Source organism: Candidatus Competibacteraceae bacterium (genome assembly GCA_016713505.1).
Lineage (GTDB): Bacteria > Pseudomonadota > Gammaproteobacteria > Competibacterales > Competibacteraceae > Competibacter_A.
The window spans coordinates 1,057,296-1,082,599 of record JADJPA010000001.1 but is presented as its reverse complement, the minus strand read 5'-3'; the positions used below and the strand labels follow the sequence as shown (position 1 = coordinate 1,082,599).

General features: G+C 61.9%; 20 protein-coding genes and 1 pseudogene. 14 read left to right on the top strand and 7 right to left on the bottom strand.

Annotated features, from left to right (window positions below; all coding sequences use genetic code 11):
- Positions 1-153 precede the first annotated feature (153 nt).
- Positions 154-1,509: an NADP-specific glutamate dehydrogenase gene (gdhA, locus tag IPK09_04950; protein ID MBK7982965.1), complete on the bottom strand. Its 1,356-nt coding sequence runs from the start codon at positions 1,507-1,509 to the stop codon at positions 154-156.
- Between the two features lie 94 nt (positions 1,510-1,603).
- Complete coding sequence (locus tag IPK09_04945) at positions 1,604-2,764, bottom strand: tyrosine-type recombinase/integrase (GenBank protein ID MBK7982964.1); 1,161 nt, start codon at positions 2,762-2,764, stop codon at positions 1,604-1,606.
- Between the two features lie 187 nt (positions 2,765-2,951).
- Between IPK09_04945 and IPK09_04940 the strand changes: the two genes are divergently transcribed.
- Positions 2,952-5,585, top strand: coding sequence for a pyruvate, phosphate dikinase (locus tag IPK09_04940; protein ID MBK7982963.1), 2,634 nt, complete (start codon positions 2,952-2,954; stop codon positions 5,583-5,585).
- 186 nt (positions 5,586-5,771) lie between these two features.
- On the opposite strand, the pseudogene IPK09_04935 reads toward IPK09_04940, so the two are convergent.
- Positions 5,772-6,008: pseudogene (locus IPK09_04935) on the bottom strand (DUF4143 domain-containing protein).
- A 122-nt stretch (positions 6,009-6,130) separates the two neighbouring features.
- Between IPK09_04935 and IPK09_04930 the strand changes: the two are divergent.
- From IPK09_04930 to IPK09_04875, 12 genes are all read left to right on the top strand, one after another.
- Entirely contained in the window at positions 6,131-7,186 is a 1,056-nt protein-coding gene (locus tag IPK09_04930) for a DNA-binding protein (GenBank protein ID MBK7982962.1), read from the top strand.
- 145 nt (positions 7,187-7,331) lie between these two features.
- Positions 7,332-9,200 (top strand): 4Fe-4S dicluster domain-containing protein, encoded by a 1,869-nt coding sequence (locus tag IPK09_04925; protein ID MBK7982961.1) that lies wholly within the window; start codon positions 7,332-7,334, stop codon positions 9,198-9,200.
- Positions 9,193-9,816, top strand: a complete 624-nt coding sequence (locus IPK09_04920) for an indolepyruvate oxidoreductase subunit beta (protein MBK7982960.1) — start codon at positions 9,193-9,195, stop codon at positions 9,814-9,816. Before IPK09_04925 ends, IPK09_04920 begins: the two co-directional genes overlap by 8 nt.
- 78 nt (positions 9,817-9,894) lie before the next feature.
- Positions 9,895-11,031 carry an ABC transporter substrate-binding protein gene (locus tag IPK09_04915; GenBank protein MBK7982959.1) on the top strand — a complete coding sequence of 379 codons (1,137 nt, stop codon included), beginning with the start codon at positions 9,895-9,897 and terminating at the stop codon, positions 11,029-11,031.
- A gap of 9 nt (positions 11,032-11,040) precedes the next feature.
- Entirely contained in the window at positions 11,041-11,916 is an 876-nt protein-coding gene (locus tag IPK09_04910; protein ID MBK7982958.1) for a branched-chain amino acid ABC transporter permease, read from the top strand.
- Positions 11,917-11,919: 3 nt separating this feature from the next.
- Positions 11,920-12,885, top strand: coding sequence for a branched-chain amino acid ABC transporter permease (locus IPK09_04905; protein ID MBK7982957.1), 966 nt, complete (start codon positions 11,920-11,922; stop codon positions 12,883-12,885).
- Positions 12,886-12,896: 11 nt separating this feature from the next.
- Positions 12,897-13,700: an ABC transporter ATP-binding protein gene (locus tag IPK09_04900; protein MBK7982956.1), complete on the top strand. Its 804-nt coding sequence runs from the start codon at positions 12,897-12,899 to the stop codon at positions 13,698-13,700.
- Entirely contained in the window at positions 13,690-14,436 is a 747-nt protein-coding gene (locus tag IPK09_04895; GenBank protein ID MBK7982955.1) for an ABC transporter ATP-binding protein, read from the top strand. Before IPK09_04900 ends, IPK09_04895 begins: the two co-directional genes overlap by 11 nt.
- Before the next feature lie 13 nt (positions 14,437-14,449).
- Positions 14,450-15,118 (top strand): CBS domain-containing protein, encoded by a 669-nt coding sequence (locus IPK09_04890; GenBank protein MBK7982954.1) that lies wholly within the window; start codon positions 14,450-14,452, stop codon positions 15,116-15,118.
- A gap of 30 nt (positions 15,119-15,148) precedes the next feature.
- Entirely contained in the window at positions 15,149-16,450 is a 1,302-nt protein-coding gene (locus tag IPK09_04885) for a phenylacetate--CoA ligase (protein MBK7982953.1), read from the top strand.
- Positions 16,451-16,527: 77 nt separating this feature from the next.
- Positions 16,528-17,220 (top strand): VWA domain-containing protein, encoded by a 693-nt coding sequence (locus tag IPK09_04880; protein MBK7982952.1) that lies wholly within the window; start codon positions 16,528-16,530, stop codon positions 17,218-17,220.
- A gap of 15 nt (positions 17,221-17,235) precedes the next feature.
- Positions 17,236-17,958, top strand: coding sequence for a DnaJ domain-containing protein (locus tag IPK09_04875; protein ID MBK7982951.1), 723 nt, complete (start codon positions 17,236-17,238; stop codon positions 17,956-17,958).
- Positions 17,959-17,998: 40 nt separating this feature from the next.
- Here IPK09_04875 and IPK09_04870 read toward each other — a convergent pair whose 3' ends face one another.
- From IPK09_04870 to IPK09_04860, 3 genes are all read right to left on the bottom strand, one after another.
- Positions 17,999-19,123, bottom strand: a complete 1,125-nt coding sequence (locus IPK09_04870; GenBank protein MBK7982950.1) for a 3-deoxy-7-phosphoheptulonate synthase — start codon at positions 19,121-19,123, stop codon at positions 17,999-18,001.
- A gap of 117 nt (positions 19,124-19,240) precedes the next feature.
- Positions 19,241-20,524 carry a serine--tRNA ligase gene (serS, locus tag IPK09_04865; GenBank protein ID MBK7982949.1) on the bottom strand — a complete coding sequence of 428 codons (1,284 nt, stop codon included), beginning with the start codon at positions 20,522-20,524 and terminating at the stop codon, positions 19,241-19,243.
- Positions 20,525-20,689: 165 nt separating this feature from the next.
- Positions 20,690-21,895, bottom strand: coding sequence for a thiolase family protein (locus IPK09_04860; GenBank protein ID MBK7982948.1), 1,206 nt, complete (start codon positions 21,893-21,895; stop codon positions 20,690-20,692).
- Positions 21,896-22,384: 489 nt separating this feature from the next.
- Between IPK09_04860 and IPK09_04855 the strand changes: the two genes are divergently transcribed.
- Positions 22,385-23,959, top strand: a complete 1,575-nt coding sequence (locus IPK09_04855) for an HPr family phosphocarrier protein (protein ID MBK7982947.1) — start codon at positions 22,385-22,387, stop codon at positions 23,957-23,959.
- An 18-nt stretch (positions 23,960-23,977) separates the two neighbouring features.
- On the opposite strand, the gene IPK09_04850 is transcribed toward IPK09_04855, so the two are convergent.
- Positions 23,978-25,303, bottom strand: coding sequence for a replication-associated recombination protein A (locus tag IPK09_04850; protein MBK7982946.1), 1,326 nt, complete (start codon positions 25,301-25,303; stop codon positions 23,978-23,980).
- Position 25,304 lies beyond the last annotated feature (1 nt).

Sequence of the window (25,304 nt, the reverse complement as noted above, 5' to 3'; positions counted from 1 at the left end):
TTCGCTGGAGCAGTTCGGGCCGGTTTTCAAAGCCGTTTACGAAGCCGCCGCCACGGGACAATGAGCCAAGCTGGAGGTGTGACGAGGCGACAGCGCGAGGCCATCGCCGGCCCGAACGAGTGGAGAACCGGCGACGGCAGGGTTGTTAAAGGGTCAAACGACGCCCTGGTCGATCATGGCGTCGGCGACCTTGCGGAAACCGGCGATATTGGCGCCGAGCACCAGGTTGCCCGGCGCGCCGTATTCCTTGGCGGTTTCGCTGGCGGTGCGGTAGATGTTTTCCATGATCCGCTTGAGCTTGGCGTCCACTTCCTCGAAGGCCCACTGAATCATGCTGGCGTTTTGACTCATCTCCAACTGGCTGGTGGCGACGCCGCCGGCGTTGGCGGCCTTGGCCGGCCCGTAGGCGATGCCAGAGGCCAGGAAGGCATCGATAGCAGCTTGGGTGGAGGGCATGTTGGCGCCCTCGGAAACGCAGGCGCAACCGTTCTTCAACAGGTCCTTGGCATCTTCTTCGCTGACTTCATTTTGAGTGGCGCTGGGGAAAGCGGCGTCGCAGCGCACGGTCCAGACGCCGTTGCGGCCGGCGGGGTAATTCTCGACCGGGGTGTAGGTGGCGCTCGGACGTTCTTCGGCGTAGCGGGTCAAACGGGCGCGTTCGACCTCCTTGATGCGCTTGAGCAGCTTGAGATCAATGCCGCGCTCGTCGTAGATCATGCCGTTGGAGTCGCTGACGGTGACCGGCTTGGCACCGATTTGATAAAGCTTTTCAACAGTGTAGATGGACACATTGCCGGAGCCGGACACCGCGCAAATTTTTCCTTCCAGGGAATCGCCGCGTTCGGCCAGCATATTTTGAGCGAAGTAGACCGCGCCGTAGCCGGTGGCTTCGGTGCGCGCCAGCGAGCCGCCCCAGTTCAAGCCTTTGCCGGTCAATACGCCTTCGTAGCTGGCGGTCAGGCGCTTGTACTGGCCATAGAGATAACCGATTTCACGGCCGCCGACGCCGATGTCGCCGGCCGGCACGTCGATGGTGTCGCCGATGTGACGGAACAGTTCGGTCATGAACGACTGGCAAAACCGCATGATTTCGGCGTCGGACTTGCCCTTGGGGTCAAAGTTGGAACCGCCCTTGGCGCCGCCGATGGCCAGGCCGGTCAGCGAGTTTTTGAAAATCTGTTCGAAACCCAGAAATTTGATGGTGCCGGCAGTGACGTTGGGGTGGAAGCGCAAACCGCCCTTGTAGGGTCCGAGCGCGGAGTTGAATTGAATGCGATAGCCCTTGTTGACCCGAACGTTGCCCCGGTCGTCGAGCCAAGCCACCCGAAATAGAATCTGCCGTTCCGGTTCGATGACGCGCTGGATGATATTGTGCTTCTGATATTTGGGATTGCGGTCTAGCAGGGGTTTGAGCGAGGAGAGCACTTCTTCGGTGGCCTGATAGAACTCCGCTTGGGCGGGGCTGCTTTGCTTGAGGTAGTTGATAGTCTCGGTAATGTAGGACGACATACGGGAAAGTTTCCTTGAGTAAATTTACTTAAATTTTTCGCGCTGCGAATCATGGCTCGGCCGAGCGGCATTTCCAGCCTAAAGCTGTGGAAGTTTATTCCTTGAGGCGATGGCGTTCCATGGTTTCGTGCCATTCCTTTTCTTCGGCGTGCAGGTACAGGCCGGTGGTATCGATGCGGGCGTGGCGGGCGTTGCGCTGCAAAAATTGAATGTCGATGCCGGCGTCGGCCTGATGGGTGATGCTGGTGTGGCGGAACCAGTGGGTGGAAGCGCGGCGCAGTTTTTCAGCCTGATAAGGGTCTTCCGCTTCCAGTCGCGCCGCCGCCTTGGCCACTAATTCCTTGACGATCCGATAAATCATGTTGTCGCCGATACCGCCGGTGCCCTTGAGGTTCAACACCAGCGGGGTGGCATCGTCCGGGGCGGGCAAGGGGGAGAGACCGTAAAAGCGACGGTAGTCGCGCAGCGCTTGCAGCATGTCCTGATTGACCGGCACCTGGGCTTCCTTGCGGCCTTTGCCGATCACGCGCCACCACCAGCGCCCGCGAATCTGCATGAAGCTGCTCATGGCATGATTGGCGACTTCGCTGACCCGGGGACCGAGCAGGTAGAGCAAGGCGAGCAGATATTTGGCGCGGGCGTGGTGCTGGCGGTCGCGTTCCTCATCGCGAGGCAGTTCGTCCACCGTGGCCAGCAAGACTTGCCATTGATCGTGTTCGAGAAAGCGCTCCACCTGTCGCGCGGACTGTTGGCCGCGCGCGCGGCGGCGCGCGAGCGCCAACGGATTGCCCGCCAGATAACCGGCCTTGACCAGATAGCTGAACAACGAGTTGATGATCAGCATGGCGACCTTGCGGCTGGCGGGATTGAGCGCGCCGAGAAACGGTCGCCAGCGCGGGCTGAAGCGGGGTGCTTTTTGCCCGCACCAGCGTTCGCGAGGTTGTGGGTCGGCAAGAAAAGCTTCGTAGAGCAGGCAATCCTCGCGGGTGAGGCTGGAGAGGGCTTTGTCGCGCTCCAGTAACGCCCAGAGCAGCAGGCGCTCGGCTTCCTTGCGGTAGTTGCGCAGGGTTTGCGGTGAGTCGTGGAATTCGGCGAGCCAGGCGCGCACGGCTTCCAGATCGTTACTGGCGGCTAGCTGACAGATCACATCGGGTCCGGCCCGGTTGGCGCCGGCGCGGCCGTCCAGCGTTTCCGGCACCCGCAGCCGCTCCAGCGGCAAGGGTGAAGCCAGGGTTGCGGGGGGAATGGGGATCATCGTCATAAGCGGGTTTTGTCGAATGGGTTCGCGGGTACGGCAGCAGTTTAGCGTATTAGGTTATTATGGCGCCCACGCAAACGCGGGCCAGCCGCGCCGCGGCGGTTGAAATATTACAAGACGCACCGCCACGGTGGCCGATACGCAAGTCCGGCGCGTGGTTTCAGGTCGTAAAGGGGAGAGGGTGATGGCGGCAATTGACGCACAAGTCAGCACCGGGCTGGCCGGTCTGGACCGGGTTTTCCGGGGTATCATGGCGGGCGACAATATCGTCTGGCAGGCAGACAGCATCGACGATTACCGGCCACTGGTGGAACCTTTTTGCCAGTACGCCCGCGACAGAGGCCGCAAGCTGGTCTATTTCCACTTCGCCCGCCATCCAGCGTTGGTGGCGGAAGGTCCGGGCGTGGACATTCAAGTGCTGGACCCCGGCGAGGGCTTCGAGCCGTTCCTGAGCGCGATCCACACCACCATCGAACAGTCCGGGCGCGGCGCGTATTACGTATTCGATTGTTTGTCCGATCTGGTGGCCGACTGGTACAGCGATCAGATGCTGGGCAATTTTTTCATGCTGACCTGCCCTTATCTGTACGACCTAGAAACGATCGCCTATTTCGCGCTGATGCGCGGCCATCATTCCTTTCACGCCACCGCGCCGATTCTCGATACCACCCAGTTGTTCAGCGATATTTACCGGCATCAGGGCGAATTGTACGTCCGTCCGCTCAAGGTCCAGCAACGCTATTCGCCGACCATGCACCTGTTACACGTGTGGCGCGGCGAGGAGTTCGCGCCGGTTACGGACAGCGTGACCATTTCTCAAATTTTGACGCTGTTTCCCTGGTCGGGCTTGAAGGCGAACGATCCTCGACTCGACATCTGGAATCGCACGTTTTCAGAAGTCGAGGAGGTGGTGGCCGCCGGACACGCGAATGTGCCGGTGAAGGATTTGGATCGCGACCTGTTGCAGCGGACGTTGCGGATGACGGTGTCGCGCGACGAGCGGGTGATGCAACTGGCGGAGCGCTATCTGACTCTGGGCGATATTTTGGCGATCAGGGAACGGATGATCGGCACGGGCCTGATCGGCGGTAAAGCGGTCGGGGTGATGCTGGCGCGGGCCATTCTGCAACGGACCGAGCCGCGCTGGCGCGAGCTGCTGGAAATCCACGATTCTTTTTTTGTCGGCTCGGATGTGTTTTACAGCTATCTCGTGCGCAACGGCTGCTGGTGGGTGCGAGACAAGCAGAAAAATCCGGCCACGTTTCTCGATGGGGCGGAAACGGCGCGGCGGCGCATCTTGCGCGGCGATTTCCCAGATTACGTGATGCAGCAGTTTTCCGATATGCTGGATTACTTCGGTCAATCGCCGATCATCGTCCGCTCCAGCAGCTTGCTGGAGGACAATTTCGGCAACGCCTTCGCCGGCAAGTACGACAGTGTGTTTTGCGTCAATCAGGGGCCGCGCGAGAAGCGGCTGGACGACTTGCTGACGGCGGTGCGCACCATCTACGCCAGCACCATGAGCGAGCGAGCGCTGATGTACCGGGTGCGGCGGGGGATTTTAGACCGCGACGAACAAATGGGTTTGCTGGTGCAGCGGGTGTCCGGCGCGCAGCACGGCAATTTGTTTTATCCGCACATGGCCGGAGTCGGACTGTCGTTCAATCCTTATGTATGGAGCGAGCATATCGACCCGGCGGCGGGGATGGTGCGACTCGTCATGGGTTTGGGGACGCGGGCGGTGGATCGGTCGGACGATGACTATACGCGGGTGGTGTCGCTGAGCGATCCCGAACGCCGGCCGGAAAGCCATTTCGACAGCGTGCGCCAGTACGCCCAGAAGCGGATCGACGTGCTGGATCTGGAAGCGAACCAACTTTCCACCCGCCAGTTCGCCGACGTGGCGCAACAGAGCCCGGATTTGCCGTTGCAAATGGTGGCGACGGTGGACGACGAGTTGGAACAGCGGGCGCGCGAGCGAGGGATGCAGGAGGTGTTTCCGTGGGTGTTGACCTTCGAGCACTTGCTGCGAAACACGCCGTTCGTGAATGACATGCGCGAGATGTTGCGCATCTTGCAGCAGGCGTACGATTATCCGGTGGATGTCGAGTTCACGGCCAATTTCATCGACGGCGGGCGTTACAAGATCGATTTGGTGCAATGTCGGCCGTTTCAGGTGAAGGAGGCGGGCACCATTGCGAACCCGCCGGAGCGCATCGCGCCGGAGCGGCTGGTGCTGGAGGCGCACGGTGCGGTGATCGGTCACAGCCGGATCGGCACCATCGACCGTTTGGTTTATGTGGTCCCGGCGGTTTACAGCCAATTGCCGTTGAACGAACGTCACCAGATCGCCCGCGTAATCGGCCAGATCACCCGCTTGCGCGGGCCAGATGCGGCTAAGTCGCTGCTGTTGATCGGTCCGGGCCGCTGGGGTACGGCCTCGCCCGAGCTGGGCGTGCCGGTGCGCTTCGCGGAAATCAACAACGCGGCGGTGCTGTGCGAGCTGGTGGCGATGCACGAGGGCTTGGTGCCGGATGTGTCGCTAGGCACCCATTTCTTCAGCGATCTGGTCGAAACCGACATCCTGTATCTGGCGGTGTTCCCGCAGCGGCAGGATAACCGAATCAACAGGGCGTTTTTCGACCAGCAAGCCAACCGGCTGGCGGAGTTGTTGCCGAACGCCGCGCCATGGGCCGAGTGCGTGCGGGTGATCGACCTGCCGAGCGATCAGTATCGGGCGATGTTGCGCTTCAATGCCAATACAATGAAACAGAACGTATTTTTTTATCTGGATACGCCGGGCGCGGCGGCGGAATAGGATTGCGGAAAACCGCCTTGAAGGCGTTATGGGCAGCATCCAGCCCCAAGGTAAGGCATGGATGTTTTCAGCGATCAGACGCACCGCGCCGCTGTTGAGGATCGCGCCGCGCCGAAACGATGAACCCGTTCTCAAAGCGTCTTGAAACGCTCGGATGCCGGAGGCGTCCGCCGGCGTGACCTGAGAAGACGCCTTGATTTCCAAGCCGACCAGCACGCCGTTTTTCTCCAGCACAAAATCGATTTCCCGCCTGGAACGGTCCCGCCAGAAATAGAGGCAGCGATTGAGCGAGTCGAGCGCGCGCCACGCTTGCAGCGTTTGAAAAATCGCTTGTTCCAGCCAAAATCCGCGATCTGGCGGACGGGCAACGCTTTTGGCCAGCCAACCAGCGAGTTCAAAGCGCTTTTGAGGCGAAAGTATAATTCATGATTATAAGAATAATCTTGAATTTCATAAGTGAAAGATCAGCATAAATACGTATTATGTAATCATTTATTATTATAGAATCGACTCAACTCTCAATAATCAGGGATACCCTCAAAATCATGGCCCGCACTGGAATTACGTTTGAAAATGTTCGCGACGCCGCCGAATCCTTACTCGGACGCGGCCTTAATCCCACCATCCAGCGCGTTCGCGAAGCGCTCGGCACCGGCAGCAACACCACCATCAGCGAGCATCTGAAAATCTGGCAACAGCAGCTTGCGGAAACGCCCAAAATCGTTTTGCCGCCGAGCGTTCCCGAAGCCGTCGCGCTCGCCTTGGATGCGTTCTGGAAAATCGCCGTGCAACACGCCGAATCGGCGTTCGAGGACCAACGCGCAATCGCGGCCCAAACCGCCGCCGCCGCCGAGCAAGCCCGCGAGGCCACCCTCAACCAATGCCGCGAAATCCAAAGCGAGATCGACCAACTGCGCCGCCAGCTTGAAACGACCCAAACGGCCGCCCGCGATCTCGCCGACCGCCTGTTAGTGGAACAAGAGCGCCGCGCCAACGCCGAAACCGCGATTCAAGCCGCCGAGGCGCGCGCCCGATCCGCCGCGCAAACCGCCGATCAACTCCGCGCCGAAACCGCCGCTCGCGTCGCCCAGCTTGAAACCGCGCTCCAACAAACCCGAACTGATTTGGAACACCAACGGCATCAAGCCCAACAAGATTTGGAAACGGAACAACGGCGTAACGAAGCCAGCGAATCCCGTTGGCTCGGTCTGATCGACCAACTGCGCGCCGAACAAAATACCGAACGAGAACGCTTCGCCAGCGAGCGCCAAGAGTGGACTCGCCTCGAATCCGCATGGCGTGCCCAACAAGAAAACCAACGCGCCGAAACCGCCGAACTCAAGGCTGATCTAGCGACCGCTCAGGAGCGCCAAACCCATCTAGCGGCGGAGCTGCAAAAACTGCAAACCCTCCGTGAAAGCTCGGAAATCCAACATCTCGAAACGGTGCGCGAGCTTGAAGCGCTGCGTGGTGAACTCAAGGCGATGCGCGCCGACCGAGATCGGTGGCAACCGCAATCGCCGTCTGCCGCAGCCTCTCCCGCTTTAACAAAACCCCCTAAATCCCGATCCGCGAAATCGACTCGCAAATCCCAACCCTAACCGCAAAACCTGTCAGGTGGTGTGGATAGCTGCTACCATTAATTTCATTAAATTGCCTTGGGAAAACCGCTTTGGTGCGGGGTCCGGCGTCGGACCCGCCCTGGCCCCAAGGTGTCGATTGGAACCAGCGAGGTCAACACCCACCATGAACGCCGTGGTTCACGCCAAGGCTGAAAGCCGCCACCTTTTATCCGGCAACGAAGCGGTCGCCCGCGCCGCCTGGGAAGCCGGCGTCCGCGTCGCCGCCGCCTACCCCGGCACCCCCGCCACCGAAATTCTGGAAAACATCGCCTTGTATCCCGATGTATATTCCGAATGGTCGGTCAATGAAAAAGTGGCGGTGGAAGTCGCCATCGGCGCGTCGCTGGCCGGATCGCGCGCCTTGGCGGCGATGAAGCACGTCGGCATGAACGTCGCCTCCGACGCCTTCATGACCCAATCGCTGGCCGGCGTGGTCGGCGGTCTGGTGATCGTGGTCGCCGACGATGTCGGCCTCTCCTCCTCGCAAAACGAACAAGATTCCCGCTACTGGGGCCGCTTCGGCCACATGCCGATTCTGGAGCCGGCCGACTCCCAGGAAGCCTACGAGATGGTCAAGCGCGCCTTCGATCTCTCCGAGGCGCACGAAACCCCGGTCATCGTCCGCATGACCACCCGCGTCTGCCACGTCAAGGCCATGGTCGTGGTCGAGGGCGAGCGCATCGCGCGTCAAGTCCCCGGCTTTCAAAAAAATCCCCAACGCTGGGTGATGACCCCAGCTAACGCCAAGCCGCGCCTGCCGCTGATGCACCAGCGCGACCGCTCGCTGCGCGCAGCGAGCGAGCACAGCGATTTGAACATCGCCTCAACCGGCGGCGACCGGCGGATCGGATTCATCACCTCCGGCCCCGCCTTCATGCACGTCCGCGAGACCTTCCCGAACGCCCCAGTGCTCAAGCTAGGCTTCAGCCACCCCGCCCCCCTCGACAAGATCCGCGCCTTCGCGTCCCAAGTCGATACGTTGGTCGTGGTCGAGGAAACCGAACCGCTGCTGGAAACCGAAATCCGCGCCGCCGGCCTGGAGGTTCACGGCAAAAATATCTTGCCGCGCTTCGGCGAACTCGCGCCGGGCGTGTTGCGCCCCGCCATCAAGGCCTTTCTCGGCGAACCGCATGAGGTGGCCGCCCGCTCCGGGACCGATCTGTTCCCGCGCCCCCCGACCATGTGCGCCTCGTGCCCTCACCTCGGCCCCTACTTCGCCCTCTCCCACATCCGCAACCTCAACATCATCGGCGACATCGGCTGTTACACCCTCGGCGCGGGTCATCCCTGGAACGCGCTGGACACCTGCATCAGCATGGGCGCGTCGCTCAGCATGGCCCACGGCATGGATAAGGGGCGCGGCGAATCCGACGACAAGAAAAGCATCGTCGCGGTCATCGGCGATTCCACCTTCTTGCACATGGGGATGCAGGGCCTCCTCAACATGATCTACAACCGGGGCAACGTCACCGTGTTGCTGCTGGACAACCGTTCGGTCGGCATGACCGGCGGTCAGGAAAACCCTGGCACCGGCCAGGACTTGCACGGCCTGCCCGCCCCGCGGGTCGATTTCGCCAAACTGGCCGAGGCGCTGGGCGTCCGCCCCGAACGCATCCGCCTGGTCGATCCTTACGAACTGCCGACCATGGTCAAGCTGGTGCGGGAAGAAACCAAGATGGCGGAACCCTCGGTCATCATCACCAACCGCCCTTGTTCGCTCACCGACCGCTTCGAGCGCTTGCGGGCCTACACGGTGCTGGACGACCAATGCACCGGCTGCGGCAACTGCATCGACCTAGGCTGTCCGGCCATTTCGGTCGCCCGCCGCGAAACCGTGACCGCCAAGAGCGGCAAGACCAAGGAGCTGGTGTTCGCCCGCATCGACCCCAACACCTGCACCGGCTGTCACATGTGCGTCGAAACCTGCGCGCCGGACGCCATCGTCCAACCGGAACCGCAAAACCGCGTCATTCGGATTCACGCTCATGCCTGACGGCATCACCAACATCCTCGTGGTGGGCATCGGCGGCCAGGGCGTCATGACCGCCGCCGAAATGCTGGCCCGCACCGCCTTGAACCAAGGTTACGACGTAAAAAAGACCGAAGTGGCCGGCATGGCCCAGCGCGGCGGCGTGGTCTCCTCGCACGTCCGCTTCGGTTCCAAGGTCTATTCGCCGCAAATCAACGCCGGCGAGGCGGATCTGCTGATCGGCTTTGAAGCCGCCGAAGCCTTGCGCTGGCTGCCGCATTTGCGCGCCACCGGCGTGGCCATGGTCAACACCTTGCGGATCGCGCCGCCGGTCGTATCGGCTGGCCTCTACGAGTACCCCGCCGATCCCATCGGCGATCTGACCGCGACCGGCATCGAGGTCCACGCCTTCGACGCCGGGGCCATCGCCGAGGAATTGGGCAACGCCAAGTTGGTGAACACCATCATGCTCGGCGCGATCAGCGACCATCTGCCCTTCCCAGCCGAAGTGCTTAAAACCAACATCGTCGAAGGTTTTCGAGCTTATAAACCCAAACTGGCGGACATCAACGCCCGCGCCTTCGACGCCGGCCGGGAAGCGGGCCATATCAAGTCTCTTTCCGAGCATCCGACGGCTTGAAGTCTCAAATCAAAAAAAATCGATGTGGCCAGCCTCGGTAAAAACCGCGCGCGCCGCACCATTGAGGGGAGATCAAAGATGATTCATTGGAAAACGATTCTAGGAACAATTCTATTTTTGACCGTTTTCAACCCCGCGCGCGCCGCCGATCCCATCAAGATCGGCTCTTTCTTGACCGTGACCGGACCGGCTTCATTCCTCGGCGATCCCGAACTGAAGACCTTGCAGATGTATGTCGAGCACATCAACGCCAAGGGCGGCGTCAAGGGTCGCCCGATCGAACTAATCCATTACGATACCAGCGGCAACGCCAAGGACGCGGTCAACTTCGTCAAGCGGCTGATTAAAAGCGACAACGTGGATTTGCTTATCGGCGGCACCACCACCGGCGACACCATGGCCGTCATCCCCGATGTGGAAAAAGAAGGCATTCCCTTCATTTCGCTGGCCGGCGCGGTGGAAATCGTCGAACCGGTCAAGAAATGGGTCTTCAAAATGCCCCACTCCGACCGCATGGCGGCCGCCAAAATCTTTGAGGACTTGCGCAAGCGCGGTCTCACCAAAATCGCGCTGATCACCGGCGACGGCGGTTTTGACAAATCCGGCCGCGCGCAAATTCTCAAGCTGGCGCCCGATTACGGCATGACCTTGGTCGCCGACGAATCCTACGGCAACAAAGACACCGACATGACCGCCCAATTAACCAAGATTCGGGCGTCGGGTGCCGAGGCGATCATCAACTTCGGCCTGGGCCAAGCCCCGGCCATCGTCACCAAGAACATCAAGCAACTGGGGATCAATCTCCCGCTCTATCAATCGCATGGCGTCGCGTCCAAGACCTTCATCGATCTGGCCGGCGATGCGGCCGAAGGCGCGCGCCTGCCGGCGGCGGCGCTGGTCGCCGCCGAGCAATTGCCGGACGCCGACCCTCAAAAACCGGTGTTGCTGGCGTATAAAAACCAATACGAAGCCAAACACGGCCCGGTGTCCACCTTCGGCGGCCACGCCTACGACGGTCTGATGATCGCCGTGTCAGCCATCGAGCGGGCGGGTGGAACCGACAAGGCCAAGGTCCGCGATGAGATCGAGAAAACCAAGGGTTTCATCGGTACGGCCGGCGTGTTTAACATGAGTCCGCAAGATCACATGGGCCTGAATCTGGACGCCTTCAAATTGGTGGAAGTCCGCAACGGCGCTTGGAAAATGATCGAATAAGCGCCGCTCATGCCCGAACAGGTCTTCCAATTCCTGGTCGCCGGAATCACGGTCGGCTCGTTGTACGCCTTGGTGGGGTTAGGCTTTGCCCTGATCTATAACGCCTCCGATGTCGTCAACTTCGCCCAGGGCGAGTTTGTGATGCTGGGGGCGATGATCGCCATCGCCTTGTTGAGCGCCGGACTTCCGCTGCTGTTGGCCGCTTTCGTCGCCACCGCGCTCACCGTCGGCGTCGGCGTGCTGTTGGAGCGCTTCGCCGTCGAGCCGGCGGCGGGCGCGTCGGTCGTCACCACCATCATCATCACCATCGGCGCGGCGATTTTCCTGCGCGGCGTCGCCCTGCTGCTCTGGGGCAAGGATTTTCATTCCCTGCCGCCGTTCAGCGGCGACGATCCGATCCGGTTGGGCGGGGCCACCCTGCTGCCGCAAAGCGTGTGGGTGCTCGGCGTCACGATCGTGCTGGTGGCGTTGGTGCGGGCTTTTTTCAACCGCACGCTGCTGGGCAAGGCGCTGCTCGCCTGCGCCTTCAACCGCTCTGCCGCGCAGGCGGTCGGCATCAACGTCAAGGTGATGCTGCGCTTGGCCTACGGCCTCTCCGCCGGCTTGGGCGCGCTGGCTGGCATCCTGATCGCGCCCATCACCTTCAGCTCTTACGAAGCCGGTGTCATGCTCGGCCTTAAAGGCTTCTCCGCCGCCATCGTCGGCGGCATCGGTAACCCGATGGGCGCGGTCGCCGGCGGGTTGCTGTTGGGGGTGCTGGAATCCCTCGGAGCCGGTTTGGTGTCATCCGGCTACAAGGACGCCATCGCCTTTCTGTTCGTCCTGATGGTGCTGTTTTTCGAGCCGACCGGGCTGTTCGGCCACAAAGTCTCGGAACGGGTGTGAGCGATGCGGCTGGCCGGTTTCTATGCGTTCGCGGCGGCCGTGGCGGCGCTTCCCGTCCTTTTCCCCGATAACTATTTCGTCGTCGTGGTCGGCGCGTCCGCCGGATTGCATGTGATTTTGGCGGTCGGCCTCAATCTGTTGATGGGTTACGCCGGCCAGATTTCCCTCGGCCACGCCGCGTTTTTCGGCGTGGGCGCGTATGCGTCCGCCGTGCTCACCACCCGTTTCGGCTGGCCCTCGCTGCTGGCGCTCACCGCCGGTTTGGTGGCGGCCGGCCTGCTCGCTTGGGCGTTCGCCCGCCCGATTTTAAGGTTGCGCGGCCATTATTTGGCGATGGCGACCCTCGGTTTCGGCGTCATCGTGCACGTCGTTATGGTGCAAGCCACGCACTGGACCGGCGGCCCCGACGGTCTGTCCGGGATTCCGCCCTTGAACCTGCTCGGTTGGAAAGTCGAAGGTGATCGGCAGTGGTATGGCGTGATCGCGGCCGCCATGCTGCTGGCGGTTTGGCTGTCGCTCAATCTGGTCGATTCCCAAGTCGGCCGCGCCTTGCGGGCGGTGCACGGTTCGGAATTCGCCGCCCAGATGATGGGCGTCGATACCGCCCGCGCCAAAACCCAGGCATTCGTGATTTCCGCCCTGTTCGCCGCTTTTGCCGGGAGTCTGTTCGCCCACCAACAAGCGTTTGTCAGCCCCGATTCGTTCGACCTCACCGTCTCGGTCGAACTGGTCACCATGGTGGTGTTGGGCGGTCTGGCCTCCACCTTCGGCGCGGTCTGCGGCGCGATCGCCTTGACCTTGCTCCAGCAAGGCTTGGTCGTGTTCGAGGATTACGAGATGCTGGTCCACGGCGCGCTGTTGATGGCGGTGATGATCTTCATGCCGCAGGGCCTGTTCGTGGGTTTGAGCCAAGCGGCGCGTCGGGTCGGCGCCGTCTTGATTCGTTCCCAGCCCTCGCCGGTCGCCTGATCGTATCGTTCATGACCGCGCTGCCGCCGCCCGCTCCCGCCTTACCGTTGCTCGCGGTCGCGGGTTTGGAGCAAAGTTTCGGCGGCGTCATGGCGCTGGCGGGCGTCAGTTTTCAGGTGCTGGAAGGGTTGATCTATGCGGTGATCGGTCCCAACGGCGCGGGTAAAACCACCTTGTTCAACGCGCTGTGCGGCTTTTATCAACCTTCCGCCGGCTCGATCCGCTTCGCTGGCCGCGAGTTGTTGGGGTTGTCGCCGCACCGCATCGCCGCCTGCGGCGTCGCCCGGACTTTTCAAAATTTACAGTTGTTTTTCAACATGACCGTGGTGGAAAACGTCATGGTCGGCTGTCATTTGCGCGCCCGCGCCAGCCTGTTCGCCGCCGCCCTGCGCTTGCCGGGAATGCGGCGTCAGGAGCGACGCTTGCGGGAGTGGGCCATCGAAGCCCTGGAACTGTGCGAGCTGGCCGACCGCGCCGGTCAAGCCGCCAGCGCCTTGCCCTACGGCCTCATGAAGCGGGTTGAAATCGCTCGCGCCCTCGCCGCCAAACCGCGTCTGCTGTTGCTCGACGAGCCCGCCGCCGGACTCAACGACACGGAATCCTGGGCGCTGCGCGATTTGATCGCCCGCATCCGCGCCAGCGGCGTCACCGTGCTGTTGGTCGAACACCACATGCCGTTGGTGATGGGCGTCTCCGACCGGCTGCTGGTGCTCGATTACGGCAGCGTGCTGGCCGAAGGGACGCCGCCGGAAATCCAAGCCGATCCGCGCGTGGTCGCTGCTTATCTGGGCGGAGCGGTCAGCTATGCCGTCTGAAGTGGCCGCCGCGCCCGCCGCCGGCTCTTTGCTGGAGGTCATCGGACTGAGCAGCCATTACGGCCCGGTGCGCGCCGTCCACCAGATAGATTTATGCGTCGGCGCGGGCGAGTTGGTCGCTCTCGTCGGCGGCAACGGCGCGGGCAAGACCACTCTGCTGCACGCCTTGTCCGGCTTGCAACCCGCCAGCGCCGGACGGATACGGTTTGACGGCCGAGATATCACCCGCTGGCCGCCGCATCGGATCGTCACCGCCGGCGTGTGTCAGGTGCTGGAAGGACGCCAAGTGTTCGCCCCGCTCACCGTCGAGGACAACCTTCGTCTCGGCGGCTACCGCCAGCGCCGCGATCCGGCTTGGCTGCGCGAGGAACAAGAGCGCGTCTACGCCTTGTTTCCGATTCTCGCCGAACGCCGCCGGCAACCGGCGGGTACCTTGTCCGGCGGCCAGCAGCAAATGCTCGCCATCGGTCGCGCCCTGCTGGGTCGGCCGCGCCTGCTGCTCTTGGACGAACCATCGATGGGCTTGGCCCCCTTGTTGGTCGAGGAAATCTTTCGCGTGATCGTCGAACTGAACCAACGCGGCGTCACCATTTTGCTGGTCGAACAAAACGCCCGCGCCGCCCTGGCCATCGCCGGGCGCGGCTACATCCTCGAAACCGGCCGCATCGCCAAGACCGCCCCGGCGGTGGACCTGTTGGCCGATGACGACGTGCGCCGGGCTTATCTGGGCTATTGACACGGAGACCCCCATGTACGTGGATCGGATCATGAGCCGTGACGTGCTGCAAGTCGCCGAGGACGCGCGCGTCACCCAACTGGCGGCGCTGATGCGCGACCGTCACATCCGCCATCTGCCGGTGGCGCGCGATGGCCGCTTGGTCGGCTTGGTCACCTCCCACGACCTCGAACGGGTCGCGCCGTCTCCGGTGACCACCCTCTCGGTCGGCGAAGCCAATTATCTGCTCGGCAAGCTGACCGCCGCCAAGGTCATGCGCGCCCAAGTCGTCACCTGCGCGCCCGACACCTTGGTCGAGGAAGCCGCGCGCGTGCTGCGCGAGAAAAAAATCGGCTGCCTGCCGGTGGTCGAGCCGAGCGGTCGGTTGGTCGGCATCCTCACGCACGAGGATGTGCTGGATTTTTTCCTCGACATCACCGGTTGCCTCGCCGAAGGCACCACCCGCATCGCCGCGCACTTGCCCGACGCCATCGGCCAACTGGGGCGGTTTTTAACCGCGATCAACGATGCGGGCGGCTACATCGCCACCGTGGTTTCGCCGGTGCATCCCGATCAAACCGGCCTGCGGATCGTGGTGGTGCGCTACCGCGCCGCCGACCCACGCCTTTTGAACCAGCGCTTGCGCGACCTGGGCTACGACCTGCTGACCGAAACCTGGCCGTCCCCGTCCGCCGGAGCCTAACAGTTTTTCCTATCACCCCGAGACCGCGCCATGATTCTCGACACCGAACAAGAAACCCTGCCCCGCGAGGAGTTGCGGGAATTACAAGTCCGCCGGCTGCGCGCCACCGTCGAGCGCTGCTACCAGACCGTCAAATACTACCGGGACGCCATGGACGAACTCGGCGTCCGGCCGAGCCACATTCAATCCGTCGCCGACGTGCGCCTGCTGCCCTTCACCAAAAAGGAAAACCTGCGCGAAAACTATCCGTTCGGCATGTTCGCCGTGCCGACCGATCAAGTGGTGCGCATCCACGCCTCTAGCGGCACCACCGGCAAGCCCACCGTGGTCGGCTACACCCGCCGCGACGTGCGCACTTGGGCGCGGGTGATGGCGCGCAGTCTGGCCGCCGCCGGCCTGCATCCCGGCGAGCGCCTGCACAACGCCTACGGCTATGGCTTGTTCACCGGCGGTTTGGGCTTTCATTACGGCGCGGAGGAATTGGGCGTCATGGTGACCCCGATTTCCGGAGGGCAAACCCAGCGCCAGATCATGCTGATTCAGGATTTCGAGCCGACCGGATTATCCTGCACGCCGTCCTACGCGCTCAACCTGGCCGAGGCGGCGGCCGACATGAACGTCGATCTGCGCAAGCTGCCGCTCAAGGTCGGGATCTTCGGCGCGGAACCCTGGACCGAGGAAATGCGCTACGAATTGGAATCGCGCCTCGGCATCGACGCGGTGGACATTTACGGTTTGTCCGAAATCATCGGACCCGGCGTCGCCACCGAATGCATTGAGGCCAAGAACGGCCTGCATGTCTTTGAGGATCACTTCTTGATTGAGGCGGTGGATGTCGACACCGGCGAACCGATCCCCTACGGCGAGGCCGGCGAGATCGTCATCACCTCGCTCACCAAGGAAGCGTTTCCGGTGCTGCGCTATCGCACGCGCGACGTGTCGGTGCTCGATCCCGCGCCCTGTCGCTGCGGGCGCACTCACGTTCGCATGAAGCGCGTCACTGGCCGCACCGACGATATGTTGATCATTCGCGGCGTCAACGTTTTTCCCTCTCAAGTCGAGGCTATCCTCATGCAAACCGAGACGCTGGCTCCCTTCTATCAATTGGAAGTCAGCCGCGAAGGCAATCTCGATTTGCTGACCGTGAACGTCGAGGGTAGCCCTCCGCTGGTCGCGCAAGGTGACGCCGCCATGGCGCGGGTCGCGCAAAAGGCGCAGAAGGACATCAAGGATTTCATCGGTGTGACCGCCAAGGTGGCCGTCAAGCGCACCGGCGAACTGCCGCGTTCGGAAGGGAAAGCCGTGCGGGTGATCGACCGCCGCAAAAAATAACAGCCGGTGATGACTGGCGGCGCGCGTTGTCAAAACGGGGCAAGCAGTCTCAAAGCGCAGCGCCAGGATCTAAACCCATGAAGATATCGCAGCCGCCCGTCAGATCGAATGCCACCGAGGTTGCCGAGTTCCTGCGCCAGGCTGCCTCTCTCCCGGCGAATGCCGCCCCGCGCGGCCGGCTGATCTTTGCCCTGGATGCCACCGCCAGTCGCCAGCCGACTTGGGATCGGGCGTGCCAGTTGCAGGGAGAAATGTTCGAAGTGGCGGGCGAATTGGGAGGATTGGCCTTACAGTTGGTCTGGTATCGAGGATACGGCGAATTTCAGGCCGAACCTTGGCTGACTGACTCGGCACGGCTGCGCCAACGCATGACCGCCGTGCAATGCCGGGGTGGCCTGACCCAGGTTGGCCGGGTGCTGGAACATGCCGTTCGCGAATCCCGCCACAATCGGTTGAATGCCTTGGTGCTGGTCGGCGACTGCCTGGAAGAAGCCATTGATGGGGTCTGCCATCAGGCCGGCCCGTTAGGTTTGTTAGGCGTGCCGGCTTTCGTATTTCAGGAAGGCAACGACTCCACCGCCGCGCGGGGTTTTCGAGAAATCGCCCGGCTGACCCGCGGCGCTTACTGCGCTTTCGACACCGGCAGCGCCGAGCAGTTGCGGAGCTTGCTTCGAGCCGTGGCGATCTATGCAACGGGCGGCCGCCGGGCGCTGGAGGATTTCGGCAAACGACAGGGTGGCTTGGCCCGCCACTTGATCCGGCAACTTTAAGGTCTGAAAGAACCGATGCTGGTGCGCGCGCTGCTGGTCATCGTCCTGCTGGTGGGCGGCTATTTTTTGCTCCGTCGGCTTCGTGGTTCGCCGTGGCGCGCGCGGGCGCCGCAACTGCTGGCGGCGGTTGGCGCGATCGGTTTTCTGCTGCTGCTGGTGGCGCGAGGGGGAGGAGAAATTGCCCTGCCTCTGTTGGCCGCGCTCGCGCCGCTCTTGTTGCGCTGGCTCAAGGCCCATCCTTTGCCCCCCGCCGCGTCTCCTACCGCCGGTCAGGGTCGATCCGCGATCGATACTCGCTTTTTATCCATGACGCTCGATCATGCGACCGGGGTCATGTCCGGCACGGTGCGGGAAGGCCGTTTTGCGGGCCGCAACTTGCGGGATTTAGCGATGCCCGCGCTTCTGGAGCTCTGGCGAGACTGCCGGATCGATCCTCAATCGCTGGCGGTTTTAGAGGCGTATTTGGACCGGCACGCTGACCCCGCCTGGCGCGATCGGTTGGAGCAAGACCAAGGCGAACCTCATCAGACCGCCGATGCAAAATGGTCCGGCCCGATGGGACGGGCCGAAGCCTATCAAATTCTCGGCCTGCACGCTGGCGCCGGTCACGATGAAATCCAAAGCGCCTACCGCCGGCTCATCCAGCGCGTGCATCCCGATCAAGGCGGCAGCGCCTATTTGTCGGCGTGTTTGAACCGGGCGCGGGACTTGTTGGTGGCGGATCTGGAAAAAAGCTGACATGAGATGATGGTATAAGAAGCCGAAGCACCAAGCAGCGTCAAGTCGCGCCGGCGTTGTACTGTTCCGCTAGTCGTTGGCGTTTTTCGTAGCAGGCGCGCGCCGCCGCAACGTCATCCAGAAACCAACCCAGCTCGCTCAACAGCATCGCTTGCGGACCGTCCACCAGCGCCTTGGCCGGTGCTGGATGAAAGTCCACCAATACCATATTGGCGCCGGCCACCACCCCTTGAGCGGTGGCGTGCATCAGGTCATATAGGCCGTCCGGCGCCCGTTCCCGCGAGCCGACCGAATGCGACGGATCGACGCACACCGGCATCCGGGTCAAGCGCTTCAGCACTGGCACGTGGCTAAAATCCACCAGGTTGCGGTGCGGATCGCCCATGTTGGTCTTCACCCCGCGCAAGCAGAACACCACGCGGGAATTGCCTTCGCTGGCCAGATACTCGGCGGCGTTGAGCGACTCGTTCAGGGTGATGCCAAAACCGCGCTTGAGCAGCACCGGAAATTCCTGCTGGCGGCCGACCGCTTTCAACAACTCGAAATTTTGGGTGTTTCGAGTTCCGATTTGCAGCATCACGCCGGTCGGTTGGCCGGTTTTTTCCAGACAGTCGTGGATTTCCTCGACATGGCTTTCGTGCGTTATCTCCATGGCGACGACCTTGATGCCGTACTGGCCGGCCAGCTCGAAAACATAAGGCAAACAGGCTTTGCCGTGGCCTTGGAACGAATAGGGATTGGTGCGGGGCTTGTAGGCGCCCATCCGGGTGCAGACCTGACCGTGCTCGCGCAAGGCTTTCAGCATCAATTCCACATGCTCGGGGGTATCCACCGCGCACAGTCCGGCGAACACGTTGAGATGGTCCTGGCTGAACGGTACGCCGTTGTAATCGAAACCGCTGGCGCGCCGCTCGTCCCGATGCCGGCCCAGGATGCGGTACTCCTCCGAAATGCGCACCACTCGCTCCACCCCCGGCAGGGCGCTGATGTCCTCGGCGGACAGCGTTTTGGTATCGCCGATCAGATAGATTTCCGTCAGTCCTTGTTGGGTGCCTTGCACCTTGTGGACGCGCGCGGAAATCCCCGGCAACCGCTCTAAATAGTCGAGCGTCAGCCGGTATTCCTCGGAGTGATCCTCGACGTTGGGATTCAGAATGACAATCATGATTTTTTTCGTTCTCGGACTTGACAGTGGAAGGCATCGTTTGCGCTGCGCGCCATCCTAGCATTCTTGGTTGGAGAAGCCAGTTTTTCGCCGGTCGGATTTCCTTTCCAGAACGGTTCAACGCCCGTCGGGGACGATATGATCCAAACCGCCCAGATAAGGCTTGAGGGCTTCAGGAACCCGGATGCGGCCGCGCTCGTCCTGATAGTTTTCCATCACCGCCACCAAAGTCCGCCCGACCGCCAGTCCGGACCCGTTCAGGGTGTGGGCCAGCTCCGGCTTGCCGGTCGCTGGATTGCGCCAGCGGGCTTGCAGCCGTCGCGCCTGGAAATCCTCGAAATTGCTGCACGAGGAAATTTCCCGGTACTTTTGTTGGCCGGGTAGCCAGACCTCCAGATCGTAAGTCTTGGCCGACGAAAAACCGATGTCACCGGCACACAGCGCCACCACCCGATAAGGTAAGTCCAGCCGCTGCAAGACGTGCTCCGCATGACCGGTCAATTCCTCCAGCGCCGCATAAGACTCCGCCGGGCGGACGATTTGCACCAGCTCGACTTTTTCGAACTGATGCTGGCGGATCATGCCGCGCACGTCCTTGCCGTAAGAACCCGCTTCGCTGCGAAAACAAGGCGTGTGTGCCACAAAGCGCAACGGTAACCGGTCGGAACCCACGATCTCATCGCGCACCAGGTTGGTGACCGGCACTTCGGCGGTCGGAATCAGGTAATACTCCATCTCGCCGCTCAGCTTGAACAGGTCGGCCTCGAATTTCGGCAGTTGCCCCGTACCGCGCAGGCTGTTGGCGTTGACCATATAGGGAACGTAAACTTCCCGATAGCCGTGCTCCTGGGTATGCAAGTCCAGCATGAACTGGATCAGTGCGCGATGCAGCCGCGCCAGTTGGCCGTGGATCACCGTAAAACGGGAGCCGGTCAGTTTGGTGGCCGCTTCGAAATCCAGCCCTCCTTCCGATCCGAGATCGACATGATCGCGCGCCGCAAACGGATACGCGCGCGGCTCGCCCCAGCGGCGGATTTCGGCGTTGTCAGCCTCACCGGCTCCGTCCGGGACGCTATCGTGAGGCAAATTGGGAATGCCCAATTGCAGGGCGCCAAGTTGTGCTTGCAGGTTCTCCAAGGCGCTCTCGGCTTGCTTGAGCTCGCCGCCCAGAGCAGCGACCTCCTCCAGCAACGGCTGAACGTCTTGGCCGCTGGCCTTGGCCCGGCCGATGGCTTTAGAACGGGTATTGCGCTCGTTTTGCAGTTCCTGCGTGCGAACCTGCAAGCTTTTGCGCTGGGTTTCCAGGGCATTGATCGCTCCGACATCCAGCTTGAAGCCGCGTCGGGCCAGTTTGACAGCGGTTTGCTCCAGCTCGCTTCTTAGTAATTTCGGGTCCAGCATGATTCTCGGCGCTCCGTGATCCAGCTCGTCTAGTGGGATTCTTGCGGCAGGAGCGGATTATAGCGGAATCTTACTGTGGGAGCTGTGCTGGAAGATGATGATATAAAAATGGCGCATCGGTAAGGCGGCCCGCAGGCCGCCTTGGGAAGGATCAAAGGTGATCGCTTAGATATTGCGGGTCCACAGCGAGGCCATGGCCGGGCCGGTGCCGACGCACAGCGAAGCGCCGCCGGTGGTCTTGCCTTGACGCTCTAGTTCGTAGTACAGGCTGACTATGATCCGCAGCCCGGTCGAACCGACCGGATGGCCCAGCGCGATGCCGGAACCGTTGAAGTTGCAGTTGTCCGTGGTGAGGTTCATGCCGTGATCTTGCTTGAGCATCCGACCGACGCCGAGCCATTGGGCGGCAAACGCTTCGTTGACTTCCCAATAGTCGATGTCTTCGAACTTCATGCCCGCCTGCTTGAGCGCCTTGGGAATCGCCACCGCCGGACCCAGGCCCATCACCACCGGATCGATGCCAGCGTTGCAGATGCTGACCAGCTTCAGCAGCGGCTTGAGGCCCAGGGCCTTGGCCTTGTCCGAAGACATGATGACCACCGCGCTGGCGCCGTCGTTGATGCTGGAAGCGTTGGCCGCCGTCACCACGCCGTCCTTCTTAAAGGCGGTCGGCAGCTTGGAGATCTTTTCCATGCTGGCATCGGGGATGAAGTTCTCGTCGGCCTCAAAAAAGGTCGAGCCTTTTTTGGATTTCATCTCGACCGGCACGATTTCGCGCTTGAAGACGCCTTCCTTGGTCGACTTGGTGCAGCGGCTATGGCTGATCAGCGCCAGCTCGTCGCATTCCTGCCGGGTGATGCCGTACTTGACCGCGACGTTCTCCGCCGTCATCGCCATGTGGCCCGGCACCAGCTCATCGAACAAACCGTCGTGAATCATGCTGTCTTCGATGTTGCCCTGCCCCATCCGATACCCCATGCGGGCCTTGGGCAGCAGATAGGGGGCGTTGGTCATGCTCTCCACGCCCACCACCAGCCCGATTTCGGTCTGGCCGAGCATGATGTTGTGGCACGCGATTTCCAGCGCGCGCATGCCGGAGGTACAGTTTTGATTGACGCAGACAGCGCTGCTGCGATGGGGCAGCCCGACCCGCATGCTCACCTGCCGCGCCGGCAAAGAACCTTGCATACCGCCGTAGAGCTGGCCCATGCAAATTTCGTCGATCTGGTCGGCTGGAACGCCGGACCGCTCGATCGCGGCCTTGGCGGCGGTGATCGCCAGTTCGCGCGCCGGAACGTCTTTCAGGGTGCCCATGAATTTGCCGATGGCCGTCCGGGCGGCGCCAACAATCACGACTTCTTTGTTTGCCATCTAGTGACTCCTCATTATGATGATGTGGTTATGCGGTTCGTGGTGGGTTCAGATCGGTCGCTCCCGGACCGCAGTGCTGAATGGCCTATCGATGCTCCGCGCCGAGCCATCCGAGGTTGCCGGAGCAGACATCAGAAAGTAAAGCCTATCTTGAGCGTATGTCAATCGTTCCCTTGTTTAGCACTCCGTTATCGATATGGAAATGATAGGCTTATGCTGCGCTTCATCGGCCCATCCGCCGGATGCGCCAGCAGTCGGTTCTTTTTCAAGGATAAAACGCTAATTTCATCGATAAAAAGATGATATAATAAAGCCAGAGATCGCGATCGACCGAGATTTACTCGGATATTCCACCGGGCGGTCTGGATGCCCCGCACTAACTGCGCTATCGTTGCGTTTCGCCAAACTCATTCGGAGTAAGTTCGATTTGCGTGGTGCGCTCTGGCTGTATCGACAAAACCGGATCGAAAGATTAGGGGTGCTGCCGCCATGACATCAACGGCGGATACAGATTCCACCCACCCCAAAAAATCGGTCATCCTCAAAGATGGCGAGTTCATCGATCTACTCGAACAGCGGGCTGGCAACTTACTGTCGATCGCTCGATTTTTGTCAGCCCGGCAGCCGCGCGCCAGCGCTTTCACCCGACCGCTGGTCGCCGATCTGCTGGCGCAATCCCTGCTGGTCGAAGAACTGCTGGATATCTATGGCGCGCGCAACAACCGCCAGTGGTGTCGGTTTCGCTCCTTGGTCGCCACCATCAAGCTGTTTGCGGAAGTCAGTTACGAGCTGTTGCACATCCACCACTGTCTGCCTTCCTACCGGCTGTTACCGGTCGATCGGGACTTTGCCGCCGCCACCCTCCAATCCTTGGAACTGACCTACGATGTGCTGGTGCGGGCGGCGACTTGGCTGCTGGTGCAAGCCGACCGGCTGGGGATCGACGTCCCCGCCACCGAACTTCCAGCGGAACGCTATCGCGAACAGCTCCCGCAAGGGCGTTTATTGCATAACCGCGCCATGCGTAAAATAAAAAGCGCCTCTGAAACAGTTACTTATCTTGCAACTGCCTATTTGAACCTGGCTGCGGACAGCGAGCTTTTGAATACCGCCGAAAAAGTGGAGCCCAAAGATTACGCGACCTGTTTCCCGGACCCGATCAGCGAAGACAACCTGCGGTATTTGAAAGTCCGGTTTCACTGCCTCCAATCGCTTTATGACACCTACGTCTCGGAAACCGAAATCGAATCCCTGGATCAGAACCTGCCCACCCTGCGGGGGCACATCAGCATCGTGTTCCACTTATTGGAAATAGCCACTTATCTGGTCCATTACTACGAACGCCACCTCAACGAGCAAACCGGCGATTCCGCCTTCCGGCGCCGGCCGGTCATCGCGCCCGGCACGCTGCTGGCCATGCTGATGAATTACTCCATCGCGTTCTCCGGGCTTTATCTGACCTACGGCCGGTGTTTTTGCCACACCATGCTCAGGCGCTACGCCGAAATCGGCCGGATCGAAGCGCCGGTCCCCTCTTATCGCGGCTTTCACGTGCGCCCCTCGACCTTGATCGCGCGCATCGTGCAACACTATGGCAGCTTGATTATCATGGAGTTGGATGGCCAGTCTTACGACGCGGGTTCGCCGATGGACATCTTCCGAGCCAACGAAAAAATCAACGCGCAGAAACGGCGCTGGCTGGTCGCGGAAATCGGCCGCCAGTCCCTGCCCCCGGGCGAGCTGAGCGACGCCCAAATCAGAGCCGCCATCCTCGATATCATCATCAAACTGGCGGAACAGAGCAAGATTGTCATTTACCAACAACCGCTCCAGTTGTCGGATGAATTCAGCAAGGACGGAATACTGCTCGAAACGGTGACCAAGGAAATCGCCAAGCTGCAAGCGACCGGCCAGCTCGATATCAAAACCGAGTTGAGCATCGCCTTCGTCGGTGACAAGCGAGTGCTGAGCGATCTGGCGTTGCTGGCTGAATCGGGGTACGGCGAAGATCATTTCGGCAACAATATCGCCTTGCCCAAAGAACTCGGGTACTTGCGCCGCTAGCGGCGCGATCTTCTCCGGCTAGCGATAGCGCCGTCGGCCGCTGCACCGGTCCAGCTCCCGCAGCCGCTCTAGTTTTTCACCGATGCGCCCTTCCAAACCATTGGCGGTCGGCTGGTAATAGCGCGCTTCTTTTAGAGCCTCCGGGAAATAGCATTCGCCCGCCGCATAGGCGTTCGGTTCGTCGTGCGCGTAGCGATACCCGTCGCCGTGTCCCAGCTCTCGCGCCAGCGCGGTCGGCGCGTTGCGCAGGTGCGACGGCACATCCAGCGTGCCGCCGCGCCCGACATCGCGCCGGGCGGCTGCGAAAGCCGTGTAGATCGCGTTGCTCTTGGCCGCGACCGCCAGGTAGACGACGGCTTGGGCGATGGCCAGCTCGCCTTCGGGGCTGCCCATCCGTTCTTGGGCCTCCCAGGCGTTCAAGGCCAGCCGCAGGGCGCGCGGGTCGGCGTTGCCGATGTCCTCGCTGGCCATCCGCGCCACCCGACGGGCGATGTAGAGCGGATCGCAGCCGCCGTCCAGCAGTCGGGCCAGCCAGTACAGCGCCGCATCCGGACTACTGCCGCGCACCGCCTTGTGCAGGGCGGAAATCTGGTCGTAGAACAGATCGCCGCCCCGGTCGAAGCGCCGCCCCACCCCATCGCTCATGACTTCCGTCAAGGCGGCGTCCAGCGCGATGTCGTGCGCTTCGGCCAGCTCCGCCGCCAGTTCCAGCCAGATCAAGGCGCGGCGGGCATCGCCATCGGCGGCCTGCGCCAACCGCTCCCGCGCGGCATCCGGCAGCGGCCACCGCCCGCCCAACCCGCGGTCGCGATCTGTTAGCGCGCGGTCCAACAACTGATGGATAGCGCTACTGTCCAGGCTGTTCAGTACGTAGACCCGCACTCTGGACAGCAGCGCGTTGTTGAGGGCGAAGCCGGGATTTTCGGTGGTGGCCCCGATGAAGGTCAGGGTGCCGTCTTCCACGTAGGGTAGAAAGGCATCCTGTTGGGCCTTGTTGAAACGATGCACTTCGTCCACGAACAACACGGTGCGGCGCTGCCGGTCGCGCCAGAATAGTTGGGCCTGCTCGACCGCCGCCCGCACCTCGCGCACCCCGGCCATGACCGCCGACAGCCGGATAAATTCGGCCTGACAGGCGCCGGCCAGCAGTTCCGCCAGCGTGGTCTTGCCGGTGCCGGGCGGCCCCCACAACACCATGGAATGCGGCTGGCCGCGCTCGATGGCGACCCGCAACGGCTTGCCCGCCGCCAGCAGATGCGCTTGACCGACGAACTCCTCCAACCGGCGCGGTCGCAACCGGTCGGCCAAGGGCCGGCGCGCATCGGCGGCGGAGGGCTCGGCCATC